Genomic DNA, 11,478 nt, shown 5'->3' on the forward strand with positions numbered 1-11,478 from the left:
CCAGACCCGAGCCCAGGGCGGCCAGCTGGGCATCGGCGGCGGCGCGGGTGTCCACATCCACCCAGGCGGGCAGCTTCTGGTGAAACCTCGCGATCACCGTGATGTGCTCCTCATCCAGCAAGCCCTGGGCCTGGGCGGCGGCGGTGGCTTCCCACACCGGCGCAAGAGGCTGGCCCGTCATCGCCCGCCGCGGCCCCAGCATTTTGGCCCGTCGCAACCGCCGCCCCGCTTCGGCGCCACTGACCCGCAGCGCGGTGGTCAGCACGCCCTTCCACGACGATTCCCCGAGCCGGTGCGGCTCGGTCTCCTCGATCAACCGGGCCAACACCTTGTGCTCGAGGGCCGGCACGCTGCGCAGCACCGTGGTCAGCTCGGCCAGCAGCCCGACCAACTCGTGGTGCGAGAGCTCGTCGGCAGCTTTGGACAGCACACCGATCTGCTCGACGATCGCCCCCACCGCCTCCGACACCAACTCCATACATCGAACACTAGTGCGAACCACCGACAAGTCCAGCCGCCGATGCGACGGCTACGACCGCTGGAATCGGCAGAAATTCCACCGGAGGGGAACATCGCCGACACCCATTGACCACGCTTGGATCTAAAAGTAATGTCACTTTTACTTCTAGGCCGGGGAGATCGCGATGGAATCATTCGTCCACCTTCGAAAGGGCAAGACCCCCAAGCGGATTCATGCTGACCTCGACGGGCTCAAGGATGACGAGCTCGGTCGTGGCGGTTTCGTCGGCCGGACCGCCAACATGTACCGGCGGCACGACCCCACCGCCTACCGGAGCGTCGGCCCCCTCCGCCCCACCGACGTCCTGAGCAGTGAGCTCAAGCCCGGCGACGCCACCGATGCGCACGGCGGGCCGCTGTTGATGTTCTCCAATGCGGACTGCCAGGTGTTGCTGTCACGGCGCACCGAAGAGATGCCGTTCTTCGTCCGCTACGTCGACGGCGATCTGCTGTCCTTCGTCCATCGCGGATCCGGCTCCCTGGAAACCGAATTCGGGCCGCTGGACTACCGTCAGGGCGACTGGATCTACATTCCGAAGGCCTGCACGTGGCGGCAGCTGCCCGCCGAAGAGAGCACACTGCTGATGATCCAGGCGACCGACGAGTTCCGGGTGCCGCCCGCTGGCACTCTCGGCCGGCACTTCCCCTTCGACCCCGCGCAGGCGGTCATCCCCGAACCCCAGCCGATCGACGACGGCGTCGGCCCGCAGGTCGACGGAGAGTACGAAGTACGGCTGATCCACGACGGCGGGCCGACAAGCCTGTTCTACCAGCACAATCCGCTCGACGTCGAAGGTTGGCGCGGAGACAACTTTCCCTTCACCTTCAACATCGACGACTACACGGTCGTCACGTCCGAGAGCGTGCACCTGCCGCCCACAGTGCACCTGTTCATGCAGGCCACCGGGGTGTATGTGATGAACTTCCTGCCTAAACCCGCTGAGACGGTGCCCGGCACCGAACGCACGCCGTGGTACCACCGCAACGTGGACTACGACGAGATCGCGTTTTTCCACGACGGGTCCCTCTACGGCATCCCGATGCCTCCTGGCCTCGTGTCGCACGCACCGCAGGGTGTGCACCACGGGGCTCCGGAGAAGGCCCGCGAACGCGCGCGCCGCAAATTCGACGATTACGACCGGGTGGACTGGTCCGTCATCGCCATCGACACCCGACGGCGGTTGATCCCGTCGCCGGAGATCCTCGCCAACGATCTAGGGCAACACTGACGATGACGAAGCACGAATACGACCGTATCCCGTACCTGGTTGCCTACCAGAACAACTCGCGTGTCCGCGACGTCTACGGTGGCGTTGCCGAGCGGGTGGTGCTGGAAAGCTACCTGCTCAAGCCGAGAACGGTGGGAAGCGACACCGTGCTCGTGTTCATGCACCCGATCGGAGGGGGCGCGTACCTGCCGATGATCAACGCGCTCGCCCGCGCCGGCCATCACGTCATCTACTGCAACAGCAGATTCCGGGGCACCGACTCGGCGTTGCTGATGGAGAAGGTCGTCGAAGACCTCGGCGAGTGCATCAAGGACGCGAAGAACCGGCTCGGCTACTCCAAGGTGGTGCTCGCCGGGTGGAGCGGTGGCGGGTCCCTGTCGGCGTTCTACCAACAGCAGGCCCAGCACCCCACCGTGACGTCGAGCCCGTCGGGCGACGGTCCGGATCTGACCAAGCTCGGCCTCGTCCCGGCCGACGGCATCATGTTGCTCGCGGCGCACATCAGCAGACACGGCACCATGACCGAATGGCTGGACGCGTCGATTCTCGATGAATCGGACCCGACCAAGCGCGACCCCGAACTCGACCTGTACAACCCCGCCAACCCCAATCAGCCGCCGTACACGCCGGAGTTCTTGGAGCGCTACCGCGACGCCCAGGTCGCCCGGAACCGGCGGATCACCACCTGGGTGAAGGACAAGCTCGCCGAACTCAAGGCCGCCGGCCGACCCGATGACGAGTTCGCGTTCGTCGTCCACGGCACCATGGCCGATCCCCGCTGGCTGGACCCGACCGTCGATCCGAACGAACGGACCCCGGGAACCTGCTATCTGGGTGATCCTCAGGTGGTGAACATGAGCCCGGTGGGCCTGGCACGATTCTGCACGCTGCGCAGCTGGCTCTCGCAGTGGAGTTACGACGACGCGCACGGCGATGCCGTCAAGTGCGGTCCTGACATCGAGGTGCCCGCGCTGGTGATCGGAAACCTCGCCGACGACGCCTGCACTCCCAGCCACACACGCCGAATCTTCGAGGCGATCGGTCACCAGGACAAGGAGATGCACGAAATCGATGGAGCGAACCACTATTACGCCGGTCCGGATCAGCGGGACAAGCTCCGCGAGGCGGTCGGTATCGTCGCCGACTGGCTGGTTCGACACGACTTCGCGAGCGCCCGATGAGCACGGGTCCGCTCGACGGTATCCGGGTGCTTGAGGTCGGCACGCTGATCTCAGGCCCGTTCGCGGGACGCCTGCTCGGCGACATGGGTGCCGAGGTGATCAAGATCGAGCCGCCGGGTGCACCCGATCCGCTACGCACCTGGGGTCAGGCAGAGCTCGACGGGCATCACTTCTTCTGGACGGTGCACGCACGCAACAAGAAGGCCGTCACCCTGAATCTTCGCGTCCCGCAGGGTCGCGACCTATTCCTCGAACTGGTCGAGCGTTCCGACGTGATCGTCGAGAACTTCCGGCCCGGCACCCTGGAGAAATGGGGACTGGGTTATGACACTCTGCGTGACCGTCACCGCGGGATCATCCTGGTGCGAGTGTCGGGGTATGGGCAGACCGGCCCGGACGCGCACAAGGCCGGATACGCCTCGGTCGCCGAGGCCGCCAGCGGATTGCGGCACATGAACGGCTTCCCGGGCGGCCCTCCCCCGCGGTTGGCGCTGTCCCTGGGCGACAGCCTGGCCGGCATGTTCGCCGCGCAGGGCGCGCTTGCCGCGCTGTACCGCCGTTCCGTCACTGGCGACGGTCAGATCGTCGACGCGGCACTCACCGAATCATGTTTGGCGGTGCAGGAATCGACGATCCCCGACTATGACATCGGTGGAGTGGTGCGTGGCCCGTCGGGCACCAGGCTGGAAGGCATCGCTCCATCGAACATCTATCCGACCGCCGACGGCAGCTGGGTGGTGATCGCCGCCAACCAGGACACCGTTTTCCGGCGGTTGTGCGCCGCGATGGGCCAACCCGAACTCGCCACCGACGAGCGGTTCTCCAATCACGTTGCGCGCGGCCGCAATCAGGATGAGCTCGACGCGATCATCGCAGCGTGGGCCGCGCAGCGGCAGCCGGACGACATCATCTCCACCTTGTCCGACGCGGGCGTGATCAGCGGACCGATCAACACCGTCGCCGAGGTGGTCCGGGACCCGCAACTGCAGGCGCGCGGGATGATCGCCGACCACTGGGATGAGCGGATCGGGCGGAACATCAAGGGGCCAGGCGTGGTTCCGGTGTTGTCCGAGACGCCCGGCACGATCCGTTCTGCCGGATCGGCGCGGCCGGGCCAGCACAACGACCAAATCTACCGGGATCTACTCGGCAAGACCGACGCCGAGCTGGACGCTCTGAGAGCGGAGGGTGTGCTATGACCACGCCTACCCATGTCGACATCCGTGATGTGTCGATGCGCGACGGCCTGCAGATCGAGGATCCGATCCCGCTGTCGGCCAAGCTCGAACTCCTGGCGGCCATCGCGGCCACCGGCGTGCGGGAGATGGAGGCGACGGCGTTCGTGTCGCCGTCGAAGGTCCCCGCGCTGGCTGACGCCGCCGACCTCGCCGCCGAGCTGCACAACTTCCTTGGGATCGAGTTCTCCGCGTTGGTCGCCAGCCCGAACGGTGCGAGGCGAGCGATCGCCGCAGGTCTGCGCTCGATCGAATACGTGGTGTCGGCCGCCGACGGTCACAGCCGCGCCAACGTGGGGCGCTCCTCGGCGGAGGCCACGGCCCAGATCCCCGAGATCGTCGCGATCGCCCACGACAGCGAGGTGTCCGTCGAGGTCATCGTCGCGACTGCCTGGGACTGTCCGTTCGACGGGCCGACGCCGCCGCAGAGGGTCGTGGACATCGTGCGCGCGGCCGTCGACGCCGGTGTCGACCGCCTGGCCATCGCCGACACGATCGGCACCACGACACCGCGGCGGGTCAGTGATCTGATCGCGGTGGTCCGGCCGCTGATCGGCGACCTCCCGCTGGGCGCGCATTTCCACAACACCCGCGGCGCCGGCCTGGCCAGTGCGTACGCTGCGGTCGGCGCCGGCGTCACCAGGCTGGACGCCTCGGTGGGCGGCCTGGGCGGATGTCCGTTCGCCCCGGGGGCCAGCGGCAACATCGCGACCGAAGACCTGGTCTATCTATTGCGGGACAGCGGCATTCACGTCGACGTGGATCTGGATGCAAGCATCGCCGCGGCCGGCGTGGCGCAGCGCGCGGTGGGCCACGACCTACCGAGCTCGCTGCTGCGCGCCGGCGACCGGATCCTGGGATAGCCGGCCGTGCCGCCGGAACCCGGTTCGCTCAGCGCCAAGGGCCGCCAGACCCGCGGCGCGATCGAACAGGCAGCCCGTAAGCTGTTCGCCGAGCGTGGCTTTCACGGCACCACGCTCACCGACATCACGTCGGCTGCCGGCAAGTCACCCGCGGTCTTCTACCGGTACTTCGCCGACAAGGAGGATCTGCTCGCTGCGCTGGCGCAGTCGTTCCTGCGCGATGTCGTCACTCCGTCCGGTCTGAGTGTTGCACTGCCCGAGTCGCCCGACGACGACGCGTTCTTCACCACGGTGGTCAGCGGGTACTGGACGATGTTCAAGCAGAACATCGGGATCATGATCGCCGTCGCGCAACTGGCCGCCACCCAGCCGCGCTTCGCGCTGGTGCAGAACGAGTTCCGGAGATTCGGCATCGACATCGTAGCGGCATCGGTGCTTCGCGCCCAAGAACAGGGATACGGTGGGGAACTGCACCCCGAGCACACGGCGGCGGCGATCGCGTTGCTGTTCGAGAACTTCACCACCGTGTTCGTCGGTGCATCCGGCCTGGGCATCGACATCGACGACGAGGAAGCGATCGCCACCCTCTCACGGATCTGGAAGAAGACGCTGTACGGATACTGACCACGACGACGTTCAAAAGGAGAACTGTGGACTTCACCCTTCCGGACCACCTCCCCGGGCTGCTCGCCGAGATGGACGCGTTCATCGAGGCCGAGATCAAACCGCTGGAGCGCGAACACATCCAGTATTTCGACCAGCGACGCGAACATGCCCGCACCGATTGGGACAACGGCGGTGTGCCGCGTCGTGAGTGGGAGGATCTACTCGACGAGATGCGCCGGCGTGCCGACGCCGCGGGCTGGCTGCGTTTTGGGCTGCCGTCGCAGTTCGGGGGCCGGGACGGCAGCAACCTCGACATGGCGGTGATCCGGGAGCATCTGGCCCACAAGGGGCTGGGGTTGCACAACGACCTCCAGGACGAGTCCTCGATCGTCGGCAACTTCCCGCAGGTGATCATGATGGACCGCTTCGGCACCGACGAGCAGAAGCGGGAATGGACCGACGCACTGATCACCGGCAAGCGGTCGATGGCGTTCGGACTCACAGAACCCAATCACGGTTCGGATGCCACATGGCTGGAGACCACCGCCGTGCAAGACGGTGACATGTGGATCATCAACGGCGCCAAGCGCTTCAACACCGGGGTGCACCGTGCCACCCACGACCTGGTGTTCGCGAGGACCTCCGGTGAGGCGGGCCAGGCACGTGGCATCACCGCGTTCCTGGTGCCGACCGATGCGCCGGGATTCTCGGTTCCGTACTACTGGTGGACGTTCAACATGCCCACCGACCACGGCGAGGTGCTCCTGGAGAACGTGCGGGTGCCGTCGGACGCGGTGCTCGGCGAGGTGGATCGCGGGCTTGAGGTCGGGCAGACGTTCCTGCACGAGAACAGGATCCGCCAGGCCGCCAGCAGCCTGGGAGCGGCCCAGTACTGCATCGACCGCGCCGTCGCTTACGCCAACGACCGTAAGGTGTTCGGCAAGCCGCTCTCGACCCACCAGGCCGTGCAGTGGCCGCTCGTGGAGTTGCAGACCGAGGCGCAGATGGTGCGCCTGCTGGTGCGTTTCGCGGCGTCCGAACTCGACCGCAACCACCACATGGAGGTGTCGGACAAGGTGTCGATGGCCAACTACCGGGCCAACCGCCTGGTCTGCGAGGCCGCCGATCGCGCCATGCAGGTGTTCGGCGGCGTCGGCTACAGCAGGCACGAGCCGTTCGAGCACATCTATCGGCATCATCGCCGGTATCGGATTACCGAGGGGGCGGAGGAGATTCAGATCCGGCGGGTGGCGCAGAGGCTGTTCGGATTCGGGCGGCGATGAGCGCTTGCGCGAAGAGCAGAAGGCAGCGATGAGCGCTTGCGCGAAGAGCAGAAGGCAGGCATGAGCGCCGATTTGGCCGCGGCTCTCGAAGAGGTGCTGCGGCCGGTGCTCGGCGACACGACCGTCGAGAATCTGCAACGGCTGACGGGTGGGGCGAGCCGGACGACGTGGAGTTTCACCACGCACGCGAGGAGCAGATCAGACACCGCGTACGTCGACGGTAATGCCCGGCCGCTGATCCTGCGTACAGGCGCCCGCGACAACATCCACGCCAGCATGGAGCTGGAGGCCAAGGTTCAGCAGCGCGCCGCCGCTGCCGGCGCCCCGGTGCCCCACATCCTCACCGCGGACAGTTCTTCGGAGGTCGTGGGTGATCCGTTCCTGATCTGTGATGCCATTCCCGGTGAGACGATCGTTAGGCGCATCTTCCGCGGCCTCGATCAGGAAGGACGCACTCGCCTGCTCGGACAGTGTGCGACAGCGCTTGCGGCGATTCATCGCGCCGACCCGGACGGTATTGGTTTGACCGCGCCCGACGAGCTCGCCGGGTGGCGAACACGTCTGGATGAGATCGGCGACACCACAGCGGCTTTCGAGTGGACATTCCGTCGGCTGGCTGACGCGCGTCCGGCCCCCTCACCGATGCGCCTGGTGCACGGCGATTTCCGGATGGGCAACGTAATCGTCGACGAGTCAGGCCTTGCCGCGGTGCTTGACTGGGAACTGACGCATATCGGGGAGATCTACGAAGACCTGGCGTGGTTCTGTATCCGCGCATGGCGGTTCGGCGCACCCGAGGAACTCGGAGCAGGCGGCCTGGGCAGCGTGGAGGCGTTCTTGCAGGCCTATGAGGCGGCGGCGGGTACCACGCTGGACCGCAAGGCTTTCCGGTGGTGGCTGACCGTGGCGACACTGCGGTGGGGCGTCATCTGCCGGCACCAGGCCGAACGCCACCTGTCCGGCGAGTCGCCGTCGGTCGAGCTGGCGGCGATCGGTCGCCGGGTCAGCGAAACCGAATGGGACCTGCTGGATCTGCTGTCAGGAGGAGGGCCGCGATGAGCGCTCGCGCGAAGAGCCGAGGGCCACGATGAGCGCTCGCGCGAAGAGCCGAGGGTCACGATGAGCGCTCGCGCGAAGAGCCGAGGGCCACGATGAGCCGACGTCCCACCGCTGCTGAGCTTGTCGCCGCCGTGGCCGACTTCCTCGACAACGACGTCCGCGCCCTCGAAGGTCAGGTCGGCTTCCATTCCCGCGTAGCGGCCAACGTGTTGCGCATCGTCGAGCGGGAGCTGCTCGACGAGGAGAGGGCAGCGGTACGGACCGCGATCGACGGTCTCGGCTTCCCCGACGAGCAGTCGCTGGCCGGTGCGATTCGGGACGGCAGACTCGACGACCGGGGCGACGAGGTGATGAAGTGCCTGCGCCTGATGGTGCGGCACCGGTTGTCGATCGACCACCCGGGGTATGCGGACGGGCGATGATCCCGTCCGTCTCGTCGATGACGCAGCTCATGGTCACCGAGGCCCCGACCCGTACGGCATCGCCCCCGACGGGCTCGGCGTGGTGTGGGTGACGCTGGTGCACAGCGGCGTCGTCGTCCGCCTGACCACTGACGGCGGTCAACAGCGCTTCAGGCCGCGTCGGGGACAGCCACGGCGAGGTCGCCGAGTTTGCCCTGCCGGGCCCGGCCGGCCGGCCACCCCCGATCGCCGCCGGGCAGCGCGGGTGCTGGTTTACCGAGTGGGCCGCAGATCGCGTCGGACACCTGACCGCCGACGGTGTCATCAGCAAGTACGCCCTCCCGGTGGCCGCCTCCGAACCCCACGGGATCGCCGTCGTCCCGGACGGCACGGTGTGGGTCGCCGCCGGGGGCAGGTCGGTGGTCGGGCTGCGCTGACGCGGATCAGAGCCTGCGCACCCGCGCCAGCCACGCGGGTTCGTCGACGACGGTGCCGATGGGCAGCCCCAGCGCCTCGGCGTGGATCTCCGTCACCATTCCTCGGTATGTCGTCTCGTCGAGCGCCTCGATCTCCCACCCCGCCTCGAAAGCGGCCCGGATGGTGTTGTCACTGACCTCGGGCCCGAATCCGCGGCCGGTGTCCGAGAGTGCGAGGACATGCACCACGGAGCCGGTCCGGGTCGCCGAGCGGAGGCTCCGCACGTAGGACGCGCGGTCTTCGTCGTCGAAGATGTGGAACAGCGCGCTGTCGATGATTGTGTCGTACTTCGGCTGCTCGGGGAGGTGCAGTGCGTCGGCCACGGCGAAGCGGGCGTTCACGCCGCGCGCCTCGGCGTTGCGCCGGGCCTGTTCGATCGCGGTGGGCGCACCATCCATCCCGACCACGTCGTAGCCCGCCTCGGTCAGCAGGATGGTGTGCTCGCCGGTACCACATCCGACGTCGAGCACCCGGCCGGTGATCAGACCGGCCCGTTCCAACTCGATGACGGCCGGTTGCGGCTCGCCGATCACCCACGGCGGAGTCTGGTTCTTGTAGAACTCGTCGAAACGGGACAGTCTTGGGGTCAGATTCATGCCCGCCAGTGTTCAACCTGAACCGAAGTTGAGGTCAACACGATGCCCGTGACAGTCACCGCCGACGTGGCCGACCGGCTTTTCGGCGCGATCGAGCACAGCGACATCACCACGGTGGCGAAGCTGTTCAGTCCGGGCATCGCGGTCTGGAAGAGTGGCGACACCCGGGACAACGACCATGCCCGTTCGGTGAAGATCATCCAGTGGTTCGTCGACGCCACCGTTGATCGCCGCTACGAGATCCTGGACCGCCAGCTGTTCGACGGAGGTTTCGTCCAGCAACACGTCCTGCATGCGCGTACCCCCGCCGGGACGACGATCGCGATGCGGGTGTGCATCGTGATCAAAGTGGACGCAGACGGAATGATCACCCGGGTCGACGAGTACTTCGACCCCGCCGAGATCGAGCCACTGCTGTCCACACCTCGTCGTGACCGCTGAAGCGGCGGCGTAGCAGCCCTTTTCGGTGTTCGGGCCTCGGCACCGGGACTGCGCGTTACCATCGCGCCCATGGCTGTGCCATCTCCGGAGCCATCAAGGGCTCAGGACCCGCTGCGGATCCTCGTCTACAGCGACAACCCCCGGACCAGGGAACAGGTCCGGCTGGCGCTGGGTAAGCGCATCCACCCGGAGTTGCCCGAACTGAACTATCTCGACGTCGCCACGGGACCGATGGTGATCAGGCGCATGGACGAGGGTGGATTCGATCTGGTGATCCTCGACGGGGAGGCCGCCCCGGTCGGCGGGATGGGGATCGCCAAGCAGCTCAAGGACGAGATCGACGACTGCCCGCCGATCCTGGTGCTGACCGGGCGTCCCGATGACGCGTGGCTGGCCCGGTGGTCGCGGGCCGAGGCCGCGGTGCCACATCCGATCGATCCCATCCGGCTGGGAGACGCGGTGGTGTCGCTGCTGCGCCCCGCGCTCTGACCGGATCCGCAGGAAACGTCCTGGCGCAGTTACCTATTCGAGGCAAAGCGAGATCGCCGGACGACGCCACTAGCGATACTAACCAAAATGTGTGGCGCGGGTCCCAAACAGGGCTAGGCTGTGCGGTAGCTCACATCGACTGCCCCGAGGAGCTGCAACGCAGTATGGATCTGTACACGCCCATTCTGGTGCTTGGTGCGATCGCCGCTGTGTTCGCCGTGGGGTCGGTCGGGATCGCGCTGCTGATCGGGCCGCGACGTTACAACCAGGCCAAGCTCGAAGCCTACGAGTGCGGCATCGAACCGATGGATCCGATGGACCCTGCCGCGGCCGCGACGGGGCAGCGCTTCCCCATCCGCTACTACCTGACGGCGATGTTGTTCATCGTGTTCGACATCGAGATCGTCTTCCTTTACCCGTGGGCGGTCGCGTTCGACAGCCTCGGGCTGTTCGCCCTGGTGGAGATGCTGCTGTTCATGGTGATCGTGTTCGTTGCCTACGCCTACGTGTGGCGGCGGGGAGGCTTGCAATGGGATTAGAGGAACGGTTGCCCGGCGGAATCCTGCTCTCGACCGTCGAGAAGGTCGCCGGATACGTACGCAAGGGTTCGCTGTGGCCCGCGACCTTCGGGCTCGCCTGCTGTGCGATCGAGATGATGGCGACCGCGGGACCGCGTTTCGACATCTCCCGATTCGGCATGGAGAGGTTCTCGGCGACACCGAGGCAGGCCGATCTGATGATCGTCGCGGGCCGGGTCAGCCAGAAGATGGCGCCGGTGCTGCGTCAGATCTACGACCAGATGGCCGAACCGAAATGGGTGCTGGCCATGGGGGTGTGCGCCTCTTCCGGCGGAATGTTCAACAACTACGCGGTGGTGCAGGGGGTTGACCACGTGGTGCCTGTCGACATCTACCTGCCGGGGTGTCCGCCCCGGCCCGAGATGCTGCTGCACGCAATCCTCAAACTGCACGACAAGATTCAGCAGATGCCCCTCGGGGTGAACCGCGAGGAGGCGATCCGGGAGGCCGAGCAGGCTGCGCTGGCAGCGCCGCCGACGATCGAGCTGAAAGGCCTGCTGCGGTGATGAGGATGGTGCACC

At 66.7% G+C, this 11,478-nt stretch carries 15 protein-coding genes; 13 read left to right on the forward strand and 2 right to left on the reverse strand.

Annotated elements, in window-relative coordinates:
- Positions 1 to 478, reverse strand: a 478-nt coding sequence (locus ACTWP6_RS11105) for a DUF222 domain-containing protein (RefSeq protein ID WP_443187675.1), incomplete at its 3' end; no start/stop codon positions are given.
- A 166-nt stretch (positions 479 to 644) separates the two neighbouring features.
- On the opposite strand from ACTWP6_RS11105, the gene ACTWP6_RS11110 reads away from it, so the two are divergent.
- From ACTWP6_RS11110 to ACTWP6_RS11150, 9 genes are all read left to right on the forward strand, one after another.
- Positions 645 to 1,748, forward strand: a complete 1,104-nt coding sequence (locus ACTWP6_RS11110) for a homogentisate 1,2-dioxygenase (protein ID WP_260751161.1) — start codon at positions 645 to 647, stop codon at positions 1,746 to 1,748.
- A 2-nt stretch (positions 1,749 to 1,750) separates the two neighbouring features.
- A complete protein-coding gene (locus ACTWP6_RS11115; RefSeq protein WP_260751160.1) occupies positions 1,751 to 2,929 on the forward strand; it encodes an alpha/beta hydrolase in 1,179 nt (392 codons plus the stop codon).
- Positions 2,926 to 4,128, forward strand: coding sequence for a CaiB/BaiF CoA transferase family protein (locus tag ACTWP6_RS11120; protein ID WP_260751159.1), 1,203 nt, complete (start codon positions 2,926 to 2,928; stop codon positions 4,126 to 4,128). The genes ACTWP6_RS11115 and ACTWP6_RS11120 overlap by 4 nt, the downstream gene beginning before the upstream one ends.
- On the forward strand, positions 4,125 to 5,027 hold the full coding sequence (locus ACTWP6_RS11125; protein WP_443187676.1) for a hydroxymethylglutaryl-CoA lyase: 903 nt from the start codon (positions 4,125 to 4,127) through the stop codon (positions 5,025 to 5,027). Before ACTWP6_RS11120 ends, ACTWP6_RS11125 begins: the two co-directional genes overlap by 4 nt.
- Before the next feature lie 6 nt (positions 5,028 to 5,033).
- A complete protein-coding gene (locus ACTWP6_RS11130) occupies positions 5,034 to 5,651 on the forward strand; it encodes a TetR/AcrR family transcriptional regulator (RefSeq protein WP_260751157.1) in 618 nt (205 codons plus the stop codon).
- A 26-nt stretch (positions 5,652 to 5,677) separates the two neighbouring features.
- Positions 5,678 to 6,916, forward strand: coding sequence for an acyl-CoA dehydrogenase family protein (locus tag ACTWP6_RS11135; RefSeq protein ID WP_260751155.1), 1,239 nt, complete (start codon positions 5,678 to 5,680; stop codon positions 6,914 to 6,916).
- Between the two features lie 60 nt (positions 6,917 to 6,976).
- The gene (locus ACTWP6_RS11140; RefSeq protein ID WP_443187677.1) at positions 6,977 to 7,975 is read left to right on the forward strand and encodes a phosphotransferase family protein; all 999 of its coding nucleotides are present in this window, start codon (positions 6,977 to 6,979) and stop codon (positions 7,973 to 7,975) included.
- A 92-nt stretch (positions 7,976 to 8,067) separates the two neighbouring features.
- Entirely contained in the window at positions 8,068 to 8,397 is a 330-nt protein-coding gene (locus ACTWP6_RS11145; RefSeq protein WP_260751152.1) for a DUF6285 domain-containing protein, read from the forward strand.
- 194 nt (positions 8,398 to 8,591) lie between these two features.
- Positions 8,592 to 8,813, forward strand: coding sequence for a virginiamycin B lyase family protein (locus ACTWP6_RS11150; RefSeq protein WP_443187754.1), 222 nt, complete (start codon positions 8,592 to 8,594; stop codon positions 8,811 to 8,813).
- Positions 8,814 to 8,819: 6 nt separating this feature from the next.
- On the opposite strand, the gene ACTWP6_RS11155 is transcribed toward ACTWP6_RS11150, so the two are convergent.
- Positions 8,820 to 9,449, reverse strand: a complete 630-nt coding sequence (locus ACTWP6_RS11155) for a class I SAM-dependent methyltransferase (RefSeq protein WP_443187678.1) — start codon at positions 9,447 to 9,449, stop codon at positions 8,820 to 8,822.
- A 42-nt stretch (positions 9,450 to 9,491) separates the two neighbouring features.
- Between ACTWP6_RS11155 and ACTWP6_RS11160 the strand changes: the two genes are divergently transcribed.
- The 4 genes from ACTWP6_RS11160 (at position 9,492) to ACTWP6_RS11175 (ending at position 11,463) form a co-directional block, all read left to right on the forward strand.
- Complete coding sequence (locus ACTWP6_RS11160) at positions 9,492 to 9,890, forward strand: nuclear transport factor 2 family protein (RefSeq protein WP_443187679.1); 399 nt, start codon at positions 9,492 to 9,494, stop codon at positions 9,888 to 9,890.
- Positions 9,891 to 9,959: 69 nt separating this feature from the next.
- Entirely contained in the window at positions 9,960 to 10,379 is a 420-nt protein-coding gene (locus ACTWP6_RS11165; RefSeq protein ID WP_443187680.1) for an Rv3143 family two-component system response regulator, read from the forward strand.
- Positions 10,380 to 10,543: 164 nt separating this feature from the next.
- Complete coding sequence (locus ACTWP6_RS11170; protein ID WP_260751145.1) at positions 10,544 to 10,918, forward strand: NADH-quinone oxidoreductase subunit A; 375 nt, start codon at positions 10,544 to 10,546, stop codon at positions 10,916 to 10,918.
- A complete protein-coding gene (locus tag ACTWP6_RS11175) occupies positions 10,909 to 11,463 on the forward strand; it encodes a NuoB/complex I 20 kDa subunit family protein (protein ID WP_443187681.1) in 555 nt (184 codons plus the stop codon). The genes ACTWP6_RS11170 and ACTWP6_RS11175 overlap by 10 nt, the downstream gene beginning before the upstream one ends.
- Positions 11,464 to 11,478 lie beyond the last annotated feature (15 nt).

The organism is Mycobacterium sp. 4D054, from assembly GCF_052245755.1.
Classification (GTDB): Bacteria; Actinomycetota; Actinomycetes; order Mycobacteriales; family Mycobacteriaceae; genus Mycobacterium.